Source organism: Enterococcus sp. DIV0774, assembly GCF_050539095.1.
In the GTDB taxonomy this organism is placed as follows: Bacteria; Bacillota; Bacilli; order Lactobacillales; family Enterococcaceae; genus Enterococcus; species Enterococcus faecalis.
On sequence record NZ_CP172923.1, the window covers coordinates 757,446 to 773,882 of the forward strand.

At 38.0% G+C, this 16,437-nt stretch carries 15 protein-coding genes and 1 tRNA gene; 15 read left to right on the forward strand and 1 reads right to left on the reverse strand.

Translation table 11 applies throughout. The features are described 5' to 3' along the window. Positions 1 to 9 precede the first annotated feature (9 nt). The 14 genes from IGL86_RS03755 to IGL86_RS03820 all read left to right on the forward strand — a co-directional run bounded on the left by IGL86_RS03755 (position 10) and on the right by IGL86_RS03820 (position 12,876). Positions 10 to 1,311 carry a DEAD/DEAH box helicase gene (locus IGL86_RS03755; protein ID WP_002413956.1) on the forward strand — a complete coding sequence of 434 codons (1,302 nt, stop codon included), beginning with the start codon at positions 10 to 12 and terminating at the stop codon, positions 1,309 to 1,311. Positions 1,312 to 1,355: 44 nt separating this feature from the next. Further along, positions 1,356 to 4,061, forward strand: a complete 2,706-nt coding sequence (locus IGL86_RS03760; protein WP_002355912.1) for a sigma 54-interacting transcriptional regulator — start codon at positions 1,356 to 1,358, stop codon at positions 4,059 to 4,061. Positions 4,062 to 4,290: 229 nt separating this feature from the next. Next, a complete protein-coding gene (locus IGL86_RS03765; protein WP_002355913.1) occupies positions 4,291 to 4,608 on the forward strand; it encodes a PTS sugar transporter subunit IIB in 318 nt (105 codons plus the stop codon). A gap of 141 nt (positions 4,609 to 4,749) precedes the next feature. Beyond that, positions 4,750 to 6,213 (forward strand): PTS sugar transporter subunit IIC, encoded by a 1,464-nt coding sequence (locus IGL86_RS03770; protein WP_002369870.1) that lies wholly within the window; start codon positions 4,750 to 4,752, stop codon positions 6,211 to 6,213. A 43-nt stretch (positions 6,214 to 6,256) separates the two neighbouring features. After that, on the forward strand, positions 6,257 to 6,475 hold the full coding sequence (locus tag IGL86_RS03775; protein ID WP_002378139.1) for a hypothetical protein: 219 nt from the start codon (positions 6,257 to 6,259) through the stop codon (positions 6,473 to 6,475). Between the two features lie 13 nt (positions 6,476 to 6,488). After that, a complete protein-coding gene (locus tag IGL86_RS03780; protein WP_002355916.1) occupies positions 6,489 to 6,689 on the forward strand; it encodes a DUF3188 domain-containing protein in 201 nt (66 codons plus the stop codon). After that, a complete protein-coding gene (locus IGL86_RS03785) occupies positions 6,689 to 7,099 on the forward strand; it encodes a DUF3284 domain-containing protein (protein WP_002355917.1) in 411 nt (136 codons plus the stop codon). The genes IGL86_RS03780 and IGL86_RS03785 overlap by 1 nt, the downstream gene beginning before the upstream one ends. A 275-nt stretch (positions 7,100 to 7,374) precedes the next feature. Continuing rightward, the gene (locus IGL86_RS03790; RefSeq protein WP_002355918.1) at positions 7,375 to 7,701 is read left to right on the forward strand and encodes a PTS sugar transporter subunit IIB; all 327 of its coding nucleotides are present in this window, start codon (positions 7,375 to 7,377) and stop codon (positions 7,699 to 7,701) included. Between the two features lie 22 nt (positions 7,702 to 7,723). Beyond that, the gene (locus IGL86_RS03795) at positions 7,724 to 8,044 is read left to right on the forward strand and encodes a PTS lactose/cellobiose transporter subunit IIA (RefSeq protein WP_002355919.1); all 321 of its coding nucleotides are present in this window, start codon (positions 7,724 to 7,726) and stop codon (positions 8,042 to 8,044) included. A 65-nt stretch (positions 8,045 to 8,109) separates the two neighbouring features. Next, on the forward strand, positions 8,110 to 9,387 hold the full coding sequence (locus tag IGL86_RS03800) for a PTS sugar transporter subunit IIC (protein WP_002355920.1): 1,278 nt from the start codon (positions 8,110 to 8,112) through the stop codon (positions 9,385 to 9,387). Positions 9,388 to 9,470: 83 nt separating this feature from the next. Continuing rightward, entirely contained in the window at positions 9,471 to 10,865 is a 1,395-nt protein-coding gene (locus tag IGL86_RS03805) for a glycoside hydrolase family 1 protein (protein ID WP_002355921.1), read from the forward strand. 57 nt (positions 10,866 to 10,922) lie between these two features. Next, positions 10,923 to 12,116: a GNAT family N-acetyltransferase gene (locus tag IGL86_RS03810; protein ID WP_033625497.1), complete on the forward strand. Its 1,194-nt coding sequence runs from the start codon at positions 10,923 to 10,925 to the stop codon at positions 12,114 to 12,116. Between the two features lie 320 nt (positions 12,117 to 12,436). Then, a tRNA-Arg gene (locus tag IGL86_RS03815) sits at positions 12,437 to 12,510 on the forward strand. Between the two features lie 33 nt (positions 12,511 to 12,543). Further along, positions 12,544 to 12,876 (forward strand): putative quinol monooxygenase, encoded by a 333-nt coding sequence (locus IGL86_RS03820; protein WP_002358903.1) that lies wholly within the window; start codon positions 12,544 to 12,546, stop codon positions 12,874 to 12,876. 113 nt (positions 12,877 to 12,989) lie between these two features. Here the strand turns inward: IGL86_RS03820 and ppdK are convergent, their stop codons facing one another. After that, a complete protein-coding gene (gene ppdK, locus IGL86_RS03825; protein ID WP_033625498.1) occupies positions 12,990 to 15,635 on the reverse strand; it encodes a pyruvate, phosphate dikinase in 2,646 nt (881 codons plus the stop codon). A 169-nt stretch (positions 15,636 to 15,804) separates the two neighbouring features. On the opposite strand from ppdK, the gene IGL86_RS03830 reads away from it, so the two are divergent. Further along, positions 15,805 to 16,434: a helix-turn-helix transcriptional regulator gene (locus tag IGL86_RS03830; protein ID WP_002355926.1), complete on the forward strand. Its 630-nt coding sequence runs from the start codon at positions 15,805 to 15,807 to the stop codon at positions 16,432 to 16,434. The last annotated feature ends 3 nt before the right edge of the window (positions 16,435 to 16,437 follow it).

Sequence of the window (16,437 nt, forward strand, 5' to 3'; positions counted from 1 at the left end):
AGGAACAATATGAGATTTTTAGAACAACTTCCAGAGGCTTGGCAAGAACAGTGGCAAGCTTCTGGCTTTAATGAACCATCAACAATTCAAGAAAAAAGTTTTACGCCCCTTCGCGAAGGAGAAAATGTTTTAGGAATTTCGCCGACAGGAACTGGAAAAACACTTGCTTACATGCTGCCTTTACTATTAACTGTTGAAAAAGGACAGGGAAATCAATTGTTGATTATTGCTCCGTCTCAAGAATTAGCTATGCAAATTGCTGAAGTTGCTCGGACTTGGGCTAAGCCACTTCAATTAACGGTTCAAACGTTAATCGGCGGGGCAAATGTTTCACGCCAGATTGACAAGTTAAAAAAACGGCCCGAAGTGTTAATCGGAACACCAGGTCGGATTTTAGAGTTAATGAAGAATAAAAAAGTCAAAGCTCAGTTGGTAAAAACAATTGTAATGGATGAAGTTGATCAACTTTTCCAAGAGGAAGAGCTAAGTTTAACCAAGCAAATTTTGACACACACACCAACCGAATACCAACTTGTTTTTTATTCAGCGACTGCTGATCGTGTCGTGAATCAAGCGCAATCTTTAAGCCAAAAATTACAGGTGATTGATGTGACGGAAGAAGATACTTCAGCAGGTCAAGTCGCCCACTACTTTATTCGGTTAGCACCAAGAAAAAAAGCTGATTACTTACGTCGTTTGGCCCATACAGAAGCATTCAGAAGCATGGTCTTTTTCAATCAAGTTGCTGATTTAGGTGCAGCAGAAGAAAAATTAGTTTATGAGAATGTGCCAGCTATTGGTCTGGCTTCAGATCAAAGTAAACAGTTGCGTAAATTGGCGATCGATCAATTTAAAGCAGAACGAGTGAAGTTGTTATTAACCACGGATATTGCGGCACGGGGCTTAGATTTCACAGGGGTCCCTTACGTCGTAAACGTAGATGTTCCTTTAACCGAAGAGAGCTATATTCATCGTTCTGGTCGCGTTGGCCGGATGGGTGCACAAGGGGCAGTGATTACATTTATCAACGATGGCACCAAAAGGGATTATCAACGTTTGATGAAACAATTGGCCATTCCTTATCAGGAAATCTTTTTATATGATGGTGCACTTCATGAGCAGCCAAAAGCCAAAGATGAACTAGAAAAAAAGAACGTAGCCAAAGATACGTATTCAGAAAAAAAGAGTACGAAAGAAAGAAAACCAGAAACAGTAAATTCTGTTGTCAAAGAACCACAAGAAACACGCAAAAAGAAGAAAAACAAAAAGAAAAACACGAAAAACAAAGGAGCTCGTAAAGCGAAGAAATAACGCTTTACGAGCTTCAAGCAGAACGTTGTATCGAGGAGGATTCCATGAAATCTCGGAAGGAAGAAATCTTAGCGTTACTTCAAAAAAATGAAACTGGCTTAACGGCAGGGGCGGTAGCAGAACAGTTAATGATTGATCGCAGTAATGCCAGCCGTTATTTAAATGAATTATTCAAAGAAAAGAAAATTACTAGAAGTACTGGACGTCCTGTTATCTATTCAGTGCCAACAATCAATGAAGGAGAACAAGTCCATGTAGATGAGTCCACCTCTGTTAGTTTTGACACATTAGTAGGTGCCAATGATTCTTTAAAAGTGAGTATTCAGCAGGCCAAGGCGGCTATTTTATATCCACCAAGAGGTTTGCATACGATTATTTTTGGGAAAACAGGAACAGGGAAATCTCTTTTTGCTGAATGTATGTACCGTTTTGCCATTGATTCAAAAACCTTAGATGAAGATGCCCCTTTTGTCTCTTTTAATTGTGCTGATTATGCACAAAACCCACAATTATTATTTGGTCATATCTTTGGCGTAAAAAAAGGCGCCTATACTGGTGCGAATGAAGATAGTCCAGGCTTAATGGCAAAAGCAGATGGCGGGATTCTCTTTTTAGATGAAATTCATCGTTTACCGCCAGAAGGTCAAGAAATGCTCTTTACGTTTATTGATAAAGGCGTGTACCGTCCATTAGGAGAAAGTGGCCAAACCTATGAAGCCTCTGTTCAAATTATTGGTGCGACAACGGAATCCTCAGAAAACTTTTTAACCACTTTTAATCGGCGGATTCCGATGTCGATTACATTACCATCTTTAGATGCACGGACGCTAGATGAGCGTTATGCCATCATTTCGTTATTTATTCAGCAAGAGGCAACACGTTTGGGCCAACAAATTGATATCGAACGCGAAGCAGTTTTGGCGTTCATGTTATACGATGCAGAAGGAAATATTGGTCAGGTGAAGCGGGACTTAAAATTAGTTTGTGCTAAGTCATTTCTTTATTATCGGACGCACAATTTAGAACATTTGGTTATCCGTAAACGGGATTTGTCGTTACCTGTCCAAAAAGGATTATTAAAAATTAAAGAAGTACCTGAGCGCTTGGATCAATTTGTCGACAGTAAAAGTAATTATTTATCTTTCCAACCAGGTACCAACAAAATTGTTTGGTCGCAAGATCCAGCTAGAGACATGCAAGTTTACAATGAAATCGAAGAAAAAGTCGCTGATTTGTCCGAAGCTGACTTAGAAAATGTTGATTTAGAAGAATTGATTTCTAAAGATATGAATGCGTATTTTAAAAATTATGTCGAAGAATTAACCCAACATTCTTTACATAAGGAGTTATTACCAGAAGCTATTTGGGACTTAACGAATCGTCTTTATGATATCGCAGAAGAGCGTTTGGAACACACGTACAACGAAACAGCACGCTTTGCCTTTGCGCTTCATTTACAAAGTACGATTGAACGTGTCAAAGAAGGTCACGTGATTGTCCATCCTGATTTAAATAATGTCCGTAAAAATATGAAAAAAGAATTTCAAGTAGCCTTAGATTTATCTTCTATTATTGAAGAAGAGAACAACATAGAGATTCCTTTCGATGAAATTGGCTTTATTAGTATGTTTTTATCTATTAATGTCGGTAAAGAAGAAAGAACTCCAGAAAATAATGTTGGTGTGTTCGTCTTAATGCATGGGGATTCTACTGCCTCAAGTATGTTGAAAACCGCCCAAGAACTTTTAGGAACGTCAATCGGAACAGCGATGAATATGCCGTTAACGATGGAAGTTCAAACAATGTATGAACAATTACGAAACCAAGTAATTACGCAAAAAGAATCGTTAAATAATGGGATTTTATTACTGACCGATATGGGTTCATTAAATTCGTTTGGAAATATGTTGTTTGAAGAAACAGGTATCCGAACGAAGGCGATTACAATGACGAGCACAATGATTGTCTTAGAAGCTATTCGAATGGCAAGCGTGGGACGAAGTTTAGAGGACATTTACCAAAATATTCAACTTTCTTTTGAAAGCGTTGTGAGAGAACAATTTCGCTCTAGTCTGCAAAAACGTCAAAACGTAAAAAAAGCAGTAATCGTGACGTGCTTTACAGGAGAAGGGGTCGCCGCAAAACTATACCAACGAATCTTACCCGTTATTGATGAAACAAAAGTAGAACTGATTCAAATGCAATTTATTGAACGAGAAACGTTTAAAAAGCATATCGACAACTTGATGGAAGAATATGAAATTAAGGCCATTGCGGGAACTGTGGATGTTGAATATCAAAATATTCCCTTCTTTTCCGTCTATGATATTTTTGATGATGAAAAATTAAATGTATTGAAACGGATTGCTAGTGATGAAGTGGCAATTGATACAATTGTTCATTCACTAAGTGGCGTCATTACTTCTGTGGACTCCTTACAAAAATTAATTCTCATGTTACAAAAAACAGTTCATCAAATACAAACAGACATGCATATTATTGTTGAACCAGGGGTGGATGCCGGAATCATGATTCATTTGGCTTTTCTGGTAGATGCTTTAATTAAAGGAGAAGAAGCAAGAACTTTTCCAAACTTAGCGGAATATGTTAAAACACATCGTTTAGAAATCGATGTCGTACGCACGAATTTTATGTTAATTGAACGGGCGTATCGTGTGACGATTCCAGAAGCGGAAGTTGCGCATGTTACCCAAATGTTCTTAGAAAATGAAATTAAAAGTAAACAATAATAAATAAAAAAAACATCAAGAAATGAGAAAACGCTCTCTTTTTTCTTGATGTTTTCTTTTTGTAAGTTACACACAATTTCATGTGTGTAAGCGTTTTCTTTTAGTGTGTGCACGCTTTTTTCGATGACAAAAGCTGTTATATCAGTATTTTAATGAGGAAAAAACTTGGCACAATTATTGCTATAAATAAAGTGTATAACGTCATAACTTTTAAGGAGATGAAGAAAAAATGGCAAAAAAAACAATTATGTTAGTTTGTTCCGCAGGAATGAGCACAAGTTTATTAGTAACAAAAATGCAAAAAGCAGCAGAAGATCGTGGTATGGAAGCAGACATCTTTGCAGTATCGGCTTCTGAAGCAGATACAAATTTGGAAAATAAAGAGGTGAATGTTTTACTTTTAGGTCCACAAGTTCGTTTCATGAAAGGGCAATTTGAACAAAAATTACAACCAAAAGGGATTCCTTTAGATGTAATTAACATGGCAGATTATGGCATGATGAATGGCGAAAAAGTTTTAGATCAAGCAATCTCATTAATGGGATAAGTAATTAAAAGGTTTAAGAAAAGTGAATAGCAAATAAGGATAGTGCATGTTACCAAAGGTTTTATTTTGTACGCTCGATTCATTCGTTTAATGAGGCTACTGCCTTTTTAATAAATATAAATGGATACAGGAGGAATAAAAATGAACGGATTAATGGCATGGATGGAAAAATATATCTTACCAACTGCCGCAAAAATTGGTGCACAGAAACATCTGGTGGCACTAAGGGATGCTTTTATTGGTACATTACCTGCGACAATGGCTGGATCAGTCGCCGTAATGATTAACGCAATTATTCGAGATCTTCCCCAAGAGTTTGTCTCAACTTATGCGGCAAGTTTGGAAGCAGACAAAGGTATTTTTGCAGTATTGAATGTCATCATTGGGATTAATGGTTTTGTTTGGAATGGTACATTGGCTATCGCTGGTTTGATTTTCGCTTTTTCTTGGGGCTATAACTTAGCGAAAGCATACAATGTGAATGAGCTAGCTGGTGGGATTGTCAGTTTAGCTACCTTAATTTCAGGTGTTGCTTTTGCACCGAATAACACAGCTGAATTAGCTGTAAAAGTGCCAGAAAAGATTGCCAACGCAATTAATGGGGCAGAAATTGGTGCGTCAATTGCTAATAATCAATTGACTGTCAATCCATGGGGTTGGTTAAATCTCAACCATCTAAATGGTAACGCTTTCTTTACGGTGATGATTATGGGCGCTTTATCAACCATTATTTTTTGTAAATTAATGCAAGCGGATTTAACAATAAAAATGCCTGATTCTGTTCCGCCAGCAGTTTCAAAAGCGTTTGCGGCAATTTTACCAGCAACAATCGCGTTGTATGTCGTAGCGATTATTAACTTTACGGTGTCAAAACTTTCAGGCGGTCAATTATTAATTGATTTAATTCAAAAATATATCGCGGAACCGTTCCTTGGGTTATCACAAGGACTAGGAGCTGTGCTAATCGTAACAGTTTTTGTTCAAATTTTCTGGTTCTTTGGTATTCATGGGCCAAACGTTTTGGCACCAGTTCTTGAAGGAATTTGGGGACAAGCACAATTAATCAATATTGATATTTTCCAAAAAGGTTATGAAGGAAAAACAGGAACAGCTGCGGTTTTAGCCGCTATTGACGACGGTAAAGCCTACATGTGGGTCCGTGGTTCGTTTGATGCTTTTGCTTGGTTTGGTGGTTCAGGCGGTACAATCGTCCTAATTATTGCAATCTTGTTATTCTCCAAACGAGCAGATTATTTAACAGTCGGTAAATTATCATTAGGACCTGGAATCTTTAATATCAATGAACCGATTATGTTTGGTTTACCAGTTGTTCTGAATCCAATTATGTTTATTCCATTTGTAATTGCGCCATTAGTTGCTACTACAATTGGCTGGGTTGCAACGTATCTTGGGCTAGTCGCCCCAGTTTCTCAACAAGTCGCATGGGTGACACCGCCGTTGCTATTATCTTTCTTAGCGACAGGTGCCGACTGGCGCGCACCAATTGTAGCGTTGGTATGTATGGTAGTCACTTTCTTGATTTGGACACCGTTTGTTATCGCTGCTAACAAAATGGATCCTGCATTAGGCGAAAGAGAGCAATAAGCAATAAAAACAGCAATTACTTGTATAGAAAGGAGCGAGCGGCATGATTTCGATTGCAAGTGCAATGAAGCAAGAGGAAATTATTACTTTATTAGAGGCATATCAAGGGGAAAATGAAACATTTACTTTTAAAGAAAAGAATGGTATTAAGTTATTTTTTGAAGTTGAAGGAGACCCTGAAACTGCTGCACAAGTTGCAAAACAGCTGATTAAGGAACAACCTTGGGGTAGCGTTTTATACTTCCAAGCAACGGTAGTCTAAAAAGATAGGATGGATGAAAATGATTAGAAATGGATTATTTTTATGTAGTATTGGCTTCTTGATTGTTTTGTATTCGTTGAATCCCAGCTCCTTAAACTATGATTTATTAAGTCTGACAACGGGGATTTTTTTCATTGGACTTGGTGGTTACCTGTTTTTTAAAGGAAAAAAAGTTGCTGAAGAAGAGGCGACAAAGGATGAGGTGAAACGGTAATGGAAATTACGAAAACATTAACTATTTCAGCAGATGAATTTTACACGCAATTAATGAATTCTGTTATTTTTGATATCCGTAAGCAAACAGGCAAAACTCTTACAAGAAAGCAGTTACGTAAGTTTGAATATATCAAAGAATATAGTAAAAATAGTCGCGCGAAAATAGTTATTGAAGAAGCTGTAGAAAATAAGACCTATCAATTTCGAACATCCACAACTAAAAATGATTTCTCGGTGCGGTATGAGCTCCAGCCAATTGATGAAAAAAGCTGTGAACTGCGTTATACAGAAACAATGGTTTCTTATGGGGCGTTACAAAAACTGAATGATGCAGTATTAGGTATCTTTTTAAGTTATTTTAAAAAGAAACAGTTTTATAAAATGCTTAAAATGATGGAAACTGCTTAAAGGGAAAAAGTGGCTTTTGTCCAGTTGATTCTCTTCAGCTTTAGAAAGTGAGCGATGAGTCGTTTCGACTTATCGCTCACTTTCTTTTGTTGCCCTATTATTTTGGAAACGCACACAAAAAAGCTGTGTGTAATCGTTTTATTTTTAGTGTGTACACGCTTTCCATGTTGAAAAACGTTGTCATATCAAGGTTTTCAATGTGTTAAAACTTGGCACGCTTCTTGCTTATATAAAGGTGTAAAGCAAAACAAAGAGAATTTAGGAGATGAAGGAAAATGGCAAAAAAAACAATTATGTTAGTTTGTTCCGCAGGAATGAGCACAAGTTTATTAGTAACAAAAATGCAAAAAGCAGCAGAAGATCGTGGCATGGAAGCAGACATCTTTGCAGTATCGGCTTCTGAAGCAGATACAAACTTGGAAAATAAAGAGGTAAATGTTTTATTATTAGGCCCACAAGTTCGTTTCATGAAAGGGCAATTTGAACAAAAATTACAACCAAAAGGAATTCCTTTAGATGTCATTAACATGGCGGACTATGGCATGATGAATGGCGAAAAAGTTTTAGATCAAGCAATTTCATTAATGGGATCATCAAACTAGAGCAGAAAATGGGGTAGAGGTAATGGACGGACAACAGAACTTAGAAGCAATCATGGGTTTAATCATGTATGGCGGAAATGCTAAAAGCGATGCAATGGAAGCGATTGCCGCAGCAAAATCGGGGGATTTTGAATTAGCAGACAAAAAAATTGCAGATGCAGAAGAATCACTTGTACATGCACATCATTCGCAAACAGGAATGTTAACAGAAGAAGCAAAAGGCAATAACATGCAAGTAACATTGTTAACAGTGCACAGTCAAGATCATTTAATGACTGCGATTGCATTTACAGATTTAGCAAAAGAAATTATCGATCTTTATCGCCGTATTGATAACGAGTAATCTCGTTGTCAATGCGTCTTATAAGAAAAACGCGCTTGAGAAAGCGTTAATTAGGAGGAATAACAATGGACGGATTTGTTCAATGGATGGAGAAACACTTTATGCCGAAAGCGTCAGTAATCGCAGCGCAACGGCACTTGGTAGCAATTCGTGACGCGTTTGTCGTAACGATGCCATTAATGATTTTAGGGGCTTTGGCGGTATTAATTAATAATATTCCAATTCCAGGATATGAGGACTTTTTAAACAAAATTTTCCCAATGATGTATAACGATGCACCAATTTGGAAAAGCTTTGGTGGCAACATTTGGAACGGTACATTCGCAATCTTTGCCGTTTTAGTAGCCTTTTTAGTAGCACACAATTTAGTTAAATCTTATGGAAAAGACGGCATTGCAGCCGGTACAGTTTCTGTAGCTTCATTCTTCGCAGTTGGCGGCTTAGAAGGCATGGGCGCAACTGGATTATTTATTGCTTTGATTATTGCACTTATTTCAGGAGAACTATTCCAACGTTTATCTGGCAATCCTAAGTTAGTTATCAAAATGCCTGATGGTGTACCACCAGCAGTAGCAAAATCATTTGCGGCATTATTACCAGCAATGATTACAATCAGTTTATTTAGTTTAATTACATCAATTCTATTTGCTTTAGGAATTGACAATATCGTTATTTCATTCTATGAAGCAGTTCAACAACCATTTATGGGACTTGCAAACAGCTACCCATCAGCATTATTGTTAGCTTTCATTACACCATTCTTATGGTTCTTTGGTTTACATGGTGCCAACATGGTTGACCCATTAATGCAAACAATCAACGTACCAGCGATTGATGCGAACATTAAAGCTTTAGAAGCAGGTAAAGCAATTCCTTATATTGTAAACAAACCTTTCTTTGATTCATTTGTAAACTTAGGTGGAACAGGGGCAACATTAGGTCTGTTAATTGCTATCTTTATCGTAGGTCGTCGTAACAAACCATACAAAGTCATTACAAACTTAAGTTTAGCACCAGGACTATTTAATATTAATGAACCAGTCATGTTCGGTTTACCAATTGTTTTAAACCCAATTATGTTTATCCCATTCATTTTAGTCCCAATGGTTCTTGTAACTGTTGCGTATGTGGCGACAGCAACTGGTTTAGTACCAGCTGCAACCTTTATGCCACCTTGGGTAACACCACCAATTATTGGCGGATTTTTAGCAACGAAGAGTATCGCCGGCGGAGTTTTAGCAGCTGTTAACTTATTGATTTCTATTTTGATCTACATGCCTTTCGTAAAAGTAGCAACAGATCAATACTTGAAACAAGAAGCAGCCGCAGAAGCAGCTGAGTAAAAAATCGAAGGATTGAATCGTCCGGACTCTTACGGAGGGTTCAATCCTTTTTTTAATGATTAAATCGTAAAGGAGCAAACAACATGAAATATCAATTTCCAGAAAATTTTTGGTGGGGTTCTGCAGCCAGCGGTCCTCAAACAGAAGGCGTTTTTGAAGGTGATGGTAAAGGTCAAAATATTTGGGATTTTTGGTATCAAGAAGCGCCAGAAAAATTTTTTCAACAAGTCGGTCCAGATAAGACCTCACAATTTTATAAAAAATACCAAGAAGATATTCAGTTAATGAAAGAAACGGGACATAACTCTTTTCGAACATCCATTCAATGGAGCCGTTTAATTCCAGATCCTACAACAGGGAAAGTCAATCAAACAGCAGTTGATTTTTATAATCAAGTGATTGATGATTTATTAGAACACGGGATTGAGCCCTTTATGAACTTGTATCATTTTGATATGCCGATGGTACTTCAAGAAAAAGGCGGTTGGGAAAGCCGTGAAGTGGTTGATTTGTATGTTGACTTTGCCAAAACCTGTTTTGAATTGTTTGGCGATCGCGTGAAAAAATGGTTTACGCACAATGAACCAATTGTACCAGTTGAAGGTGGTTATCTCTATGGCTGGCATTATCCTGATAAAGTGAATCTAAAAGAAGGGATTCAAGTACTCTATCATGAAGCTTTAGCTAGTGCCAAAGCGATTGCCGTCTATCATTCTATGAACTTATCAGGTGAAATTGGCATTATTTTAAACTTAACGCCGACTTATCCTCGTGATGAGCACAACGAAGCCGATGTAAATGCGGCTAAATTTGTCGATGGTTTCTTTAACCGTTCGTTTTTAGACCCGGCTGTTAAAGGTCATTTTCCAGAAGATATGGTTGCTTGGGCGAAAGCAAATGACTTGTTGCCAGAAACAACACCAGAAGATTTAGCAATAATTGCTGAAAATACTGTGGACTTATTAGGAGTAAACTACTATCAACCACGTCGTGCCAAAGCAAAAGAAACACCTGTTGAAACACGACCAGAAGGCTTACTTCCAGAAGATTTTTATGATGTCTACGATATGCCTGGCAAAAAAATGAATCCTTACCGTGGCTGGGAAATCTACGAAAAAGGTATTTATGATACATTAATGAATTTAAAAGAAAATTATGGCAACATTCGCTGCTACATTTCAGAAAATGGCATGGGCGTAGAAGGAGAAGAACGCTTTGTCAATGAACAAGGAGTCATTGAAGATGATTATCGGATTGAATTCGTGCAGGATCACTTGAAATGGGTGCATCAAGCGATTCAAGAAGGTAGTAATGTTCAAGGATATCATATGTGGACGTGTATGGATAACTGGTCTTGGCTTAATGCCTATAAAAATCGTTACGGCTTCATTGCTGTGGATTTAGATGATGATGCGAAACGGACCATTAAGAAAAGCGGTCGTTGGTTCAAAGAAATGACAGCAAATAACGGCTTTTAGAAAGAGAACCGTTTCTGTGATAAAATGAATTGATACAATGTGCGAGGAGGAAAGAAAATGACAACTAAAAGAGTCAAAAAAATGGGCAAAGAAGAAATGAAAGAGATGTTTGATCTTGTCATCTATGCTTTTAATCAGGAACCCACGGCGGAACGCCAGGAACGTTTTGAAAAATTGTTGTCACATACGCAAAGCTATGGCTTCCTAATTGATGAGCAATTAACAAGTCAAGTGATGGCGACACCTTTTCAAGTGAATTTCCATGGTGTCCGCTATCCCATGGCTGGAATTGGCTATGTGGCTTCTTATCCAGAATATCGTGGTGAAGGCGGCATCTCTGCTATTATGAAAGAAATGTTGGCTGATTTAGCGAAACAAAAGGTTGCCCTTTCTTACTTAGCACCGTTTTCATATCCATTTTATCGTCAATATGGCTATGAACAAACATTTGAACAAGCAGAGTATACAATTAAAACGGAAGACTGGCCACGTGTTAAACGAGTTCCGGGTACCATTAAACGAGTTTCTTGGGTTGACGGTAAAGAGGTCATTAAAGACGTATACCTTGAAAATCAAAGAGCGCACTCTGGTGGTGTGATCCGTGAAACTTGGTGGTTGGATTATACGCTGAATCGTGCCAGTAAACCAAATAATCAAGCGATTTATTATTCGTCAGAAGGGAAAGCGGAAGGCTATGTGATTTATCGGATAGCTGCTGGCACCTTTGAAATCGTAGAATGGAACTATTTAACTAATACAGCTTTTAAAGCTTTAGCTGGGTTTATTGGCTCACATAGTGGTTCCGTTCAATCGTTCCATTGGATTAATGGTTTTGCTGGAAAAGATTTAAATGATTTAATGCCAACGCCAGCAGCTTCTGTAAAAATTTTACCTTACATGATGGCACGAATCGTTGAGTTACAAACATTTCTGGAAAAGTATCCATTTCAATCAGGAGAAAAAGAAACGTATTCTTTAGAGATTGAAGATTCCTATGGGCCATGGAATGAAGGCATTTGGACAATCACAATTGACGAACAAGGAAAAGCAACAGTGACTAAAGGTGCTGCGGAAAAAGAAGGGACTGCTGCTTTGAAAGCAGATATCCAAACGTGGACGCAACTATTCTTGGGCTATCGTTCAGCAGAGACGTTATCTTTTTATGAACGCTTGCAAGGAGACGCAACGACAGTTCAACGTTTAGGCCAACGTTTAGTCAAAGGCATGCCAATTTTAGAAGATTATTTTTAAAAGTGTGTTTATTCGCAAAAAATGACAGAACCTACTATAATAAAAATGTAAAAAGAATTATTTTAGAAAGGTGATGGGGACAATGGCGAAAACGAAACAAGAAAAAGTTGCACGCAATAATAAAATTGGGCAATATATAGCTATTGCGACAGGACTTTATTATTTAGGAAAAATGATTCTTGATCGGCGGCAAAAAAAATAATAGATAAAAGAACGACGTGTTTCACTGAAAGAAAGTATCTCGCATAATTGTTTATGCGAGATACTTTCTTTTTGTCTATTGACAGATGTAGTGAAGACTTCTAAAATTAAAACAGATTGTTCTCGTAGCTCAGTAGGATAGAGCAACCGCCTCCTAAGCGGTAGGTCGCTGGTTCAATTCCAGTCGGGAACGTAAAAAGGCAAGTAAATTTAGGGAGGAAGACAGATGGCGATTACTATAAATATTTATTATAGTGGGACAAATGGACGTGCAAGAGAATTTGCCAAAGAAATGATTGCCAGCGGAATTGTAGAGGCGATTCGTGCAGAAAAAGGGAATAGTCGCTATGAATACTTTTTTCCAATGGACGATGAAGAAACAGTTCTGCTGATTGATAGTTGGACAGACCAGGAAGCATTAGACAAACACCACGCTTCTCCAATGATGACCCGTATTACGGAACTTAGAGAAAAATATGATTTGCATATGAAAGTAGAAAGATATGTATCAGATGTAACAGACCCCTTGACAAAAGATGCTGCGTTTATAAGAAAATAACCAGAGTGCAATCATTGATCTTAAAATTTAGTGCTAGGAACATCAGCCGTTTCGACTGATGTTCCTAGCACTTTTTATCTTGTAAGGATGAATCATTTGTTACACACGTTAAATTAAAGAAGGACCATTTGTTCTTCAGTCACAGCCGGTTCGGTTAAAATTTTGGCTTGGGCAGCTGCGAGTTTCGCAATAGGTACCCGATAAGGTGAGCAAGAGATGTAGTTTAGGCCAAGTGTTTGGAAAAATGTGATGGATTGCGGATCACCACCGACTTCTCCACATACGCCAATACTCATGTTTGGTTTAGTGCGACGCGCTTTCTCTACAGCTAATTGAATCAATTGACCAACACCTGTTTGATCTAATGATTGAAATGGATCTTGGGTAATGATTTTCTTTTCCCGATACGTATTAATGAATTTACCGATATCATCACGAGAAAAACCATAGGTCATTTGTGTTAAATCATTTGTTCCAAAGCTGAAAAAGTCTGCTTCTTCCGCTAACTGATTCGCAATCAGACAAGCTCTAGGTAGTTCAATCATTGTCCCGATTTCGTAAGGGAAAGGAGTCATTTTATGTTCTTCAAAGAGACCGTCAATCGTTTCTTTTAAAATGCGTTTGAGATAGAGAAGTTCTTCTTTTTCGGCGATTAGAGGAATCATCACTTCTGGATAAACAGTAATTCCTTCTTTGACTAATCGAATGGCACTAGTAAATAAGGCTGTAACTTGCATTTTGTATATTTGTGGTTGGGTCACACCTAAACGACAACCACGATGGCCCAACATTGGATTGGTTTCTTGTAACCGTTCAATTTGTTTGGCGATGGTCACCGGGAACCGTTGTAGTTGCTTCGCCAATAATTGAATATCATTCTTTTCATGAGGTAAAAACTCATGCATCGGCGGATCTAACAAGCGGACCACCATGGGCTTGTCTTGAACTACTTTCAGCATTTGATAAAAGTCTTCCTGTTGAAAATGAAGAAGTTGCTCCAACGCATAGGTTGCTTCCTTTTCAGACTCTGCTAAAATCAGGCGACGCATTTCCAAGACACGCTCTTCACCGAAAAACATATGCTCTGTTCGCGCTAAACCAATCCCCGCTGCGCCAAAACGGATAGCAGTCTCTAAATCTTGTGTAGTTTCTGCATTGGCACGAACAGTTAAATCAGCATATGCATCTGCCCAAGACAAGAGCTCTTGAAGGTCATCGTTATTATCAGCGGAAATTGTAGGAATTTCGCCAAGATAAATTTCCCCCGTTGAGCCATCGACGGAAATGATTGTTCCTTCTAAGATGACCTGTGGCCCGCAGTGTAGTTGTTTGGCTTCTTCATTGACGGTTAAACTTTCACAACCAGTCACACAGCAAGTTCCCATTCCTCGTGCGACCACAGCGGCATGAGAAGTCATTCCGCCACGACTGGTCACAATTGCTTCGCTTACAACCATGCCTTCAATATCTTCTGGTGAAGTTTCTTGACGAACAAGAATGACTTTCTTTCCTAGATTGGTCAGTTCTTTGGCTTTTTCTGCTGTAAAAACAATTTGGCCACTTGCTGCACCAGGACTAGCAGGAAGACCCATAGCTAAGCGTTCCATGTGTTGTCGTTTCTCTTGATCAAACACGGGATGAATTAATTGATCAATCGTATCAGGTGTCACACGCAACAGTGCTTCTTGTTTAGTAATGCGATTTTCTTTGGCTAAGTCTAAAGCAATTTTAACCGTAGCTGCGGCGGTTCGTTTCCCGTTTCTTGTTTGTAAAATATATAATTTTTCATTTTCAATGGTAAATTCAATATCTTGCATGTCACGATAATGATATTCTAAAAGTTCTGCGTAATGGCGAAAATCTTGATAAACTTTTGGCATAGTCAAACGTAAACGACGAATGGGTTCTGGCGTCCGAATACCAGCCACTACATCTTCTCCTTGCGCGTTCAAAAGAAACTCTCCAAACAGTTGATTTTCCCCTGTGACCGGATTTCTAGTGAAAACAACGCCAGTGCCACTGTCTAGTCCACGATTGCCGAAAACCATTTCTTGAATGTTGACAGCTGTACCTAAATCATGTGCAATATGATGTAAGTTTCGATAAACCACCGCACGTTGATTATTCCATGAATCAAAAACAGCTTTGATTGCTTCAAAAAGTTGTGCGACAGGGTCTTGCGGGAAGACCACCTGATGTTGTTCAAAAACTTCTTGGTAGCGGACAATCAAGGCGAAATGATCTGCTTCTTGAAAAGCGGTAATTTTTTTGTTGAGCTCTTGTTCCAAGCGCTCTTTTTGTTGGTCAAATAATTCTTTGGGAATGTGATAGACGACGTCTCCAAACATTTGAATAAGTCGGCGATAACAGTCAAAAGCAAAACCAGGAGAGGTTAAGGTCGCAAATTTTTTCACACGTTGATCATTTAAACCTAAATTTAAAATAGTATCCATCATACCAGGCATCGAGAAGGCAGCACCACTGCGAACAGAAACTAAGAGAATCTCATTATCCGCGGTAAAAGATTTGCCTGTTTCAGTTTCTAAGTTTTTAACCGCTTTCAAAATTTCTGATTGTAAGTATTCTTCAAAGAAAGTAGCATCTGCCAAATAGTCCATACAGCAACGGGTTGTAATCGTGAATCCTTGTGGAATCGGCAAACCTAAGCGTGTCATTTCTGCCAAGTTTGCCCCTTTACCACCAAGAGTCTCTTTACCTTCATTGTGTGTTTCGTTAAAAGAATAAATAAACTTTTTCATGCGTGACCTCCGTTTAATATGTGTCTTATATGTTCAATAAACATCATAATAGACGAAAATAAGTTTGTCAATAGAAAAAGTTTCTTGTCAATATGTTGAAAAAACAATAAATATGTGTATAATTGTAAGCGAATGCACAATTTGTTTAAGAGGAATTGAGGAGGAAATGATGAAATTAAGTAAACGACAAGAGCAAATTATCGCTGTTGTAAAAGAGCATCAGCCAGTTAGTGGTGAACGCATTTCGGACATACTAGCCGTTTCACGTGCGACATTGCGTTCTGATTTGTCTTTTTTAACACTTTCAGGAATTTTAAAAGCAAGTCCGAAAGTTGGTTATACTTACGAAAGTGATAATATGGAGGCTTTTTTCTTTTTTGATGTTTTTCAAACAAAAGTTCAGGAGATCATGAGTCCACCATTGATGGTTGCCCAAGACACCTCAATTCGAGATGCGATTACCAACTTATTTATGTATGATGTCGGCTCTCTTTATGTCATGGATGAAGCAAAAGAATTATTAGGGGTTTTGTCACGAAAAGATTTATTACGAGCCTCTTTAAATACAAATATTGATGGCACACCTGTTGCTGTTTGTATGACAAGAGTGCCACATGTGAAAACCTGCACACCAGAATTTACTATTCTTGAAGCTGCTGACACTTTGCAAAAATACGAAGTGGATTCTTTGCCAGTCGTTGAAAAAGAAAATCCTAAAAAAGTTATTGGAAAAATTACGAAAACGAAAATTTTAACCTATATTACGCAACAAGCGAAAGAAGCCGCACAAAATAGATAAGGG

Bases quoted from the DNA above. Each gene is read 5' to 3' on its own strand.
- IGL86_RS03810 (WP_033625497.1), top strand. From the start codon at position 10,923: ATGACAACTAAAAGAGTCAAAAAAATGGGCAAAGAAGAAATGAAAGAG.
- IGL86_RS03765 (WP_002355913.1), top strand. From the start codon at position 4,291: ATGGCAAAAAAAACAATTATGTTAGTTTGTTCCGCAGGAATGAGCACA.
- ppdK (WP_033625498.1), bottom strand. From the start codon at position 15,635: ATGAAAAAGTTTATTTATTCTTTTAACGAAACACACAATGAAGGTAAA.
- IGL86_RS03800 (WP_002355920.1), top strand. From the start codon at position 8,110: ATGGACGGATTTGTTCAATGGATGGAGAAACACTTTATGCCGAAAGCG.
- IGL86_RS03755 (WP_002413956.1), top strand. From the start codon at position 10: ATGAGATTTTTAGAACAACTTCCAGAGGCTTGGCAAGAACAGTGGCAA.
- IGL86_RS03820 (WP_002358903.1), top strand. From the start codon at position 12,544: ATGGCGATTACTATAAATATTTATTATAGTGGGACAAATGGACGTGCA.
- IGL86_RS03760 (WP_002355912.1), top strand. From the start codon at position 1,356: ATGAAATCTCGGAAGGAAGAAATCTTAGCGTTACTTCAAAAAAATGAA.
- IGL86_RS03785 (WP_002355917.1), top strand. From the start codon at position 6,689: ATGGAAATTACGAAAACATTAACTATTTCAGCAGATGAATTTTACACG.
- IGL86_RS03770 (WP_002369870.1), top strand. From the start codon at position 4,750: ATGAACGGATTAATGGCATGGATGGAAAAATATATCTTACCAACTGCC.
- IGL86_RS03780 (WP_002355916.1), top strand. From the start codon at position 6,489: ATGAAAATGATTAGAAATGGATTATTTTTATGTAGTATTGGCTTCTTG.
- IGL86_RS03805 (WP_002355921.1), top strand. From the start codon at position 9,471: ATGAAATATCAATTTCCAGAAAATTTTTGGTGGGGTTCTGCAGCCAGC.
- IGL86_RS03830 (WP_002355926.1), top strand. From the start codon at position 15,805: ATGAAATTAAGTAAACGACAAGAGCAAATTATCGCTGTTGTAAAAGAG.
- IGL86_RS03795 (WP_002355919.1), top strand. From the start codon at position 7,724: ATGGACGGACAACAGAACTTAGAAGCAATCATGGGTTTAATCATGTAT.
- IGL86_RS03775 (WP_002378139.1), top strand. From the start codon at position 6,257: ATGATTTCGATTGCAAGTGCAATGAAGCAAGAGGAAATTATTACTTTA.
- IGL86_RS03790 (WP_002355918.1), top strand. From the start codon at position 7,375: ATGGCAAAAAAAACAATTATGTTAGTTTGTTCCGCAGGAATGAGCACA.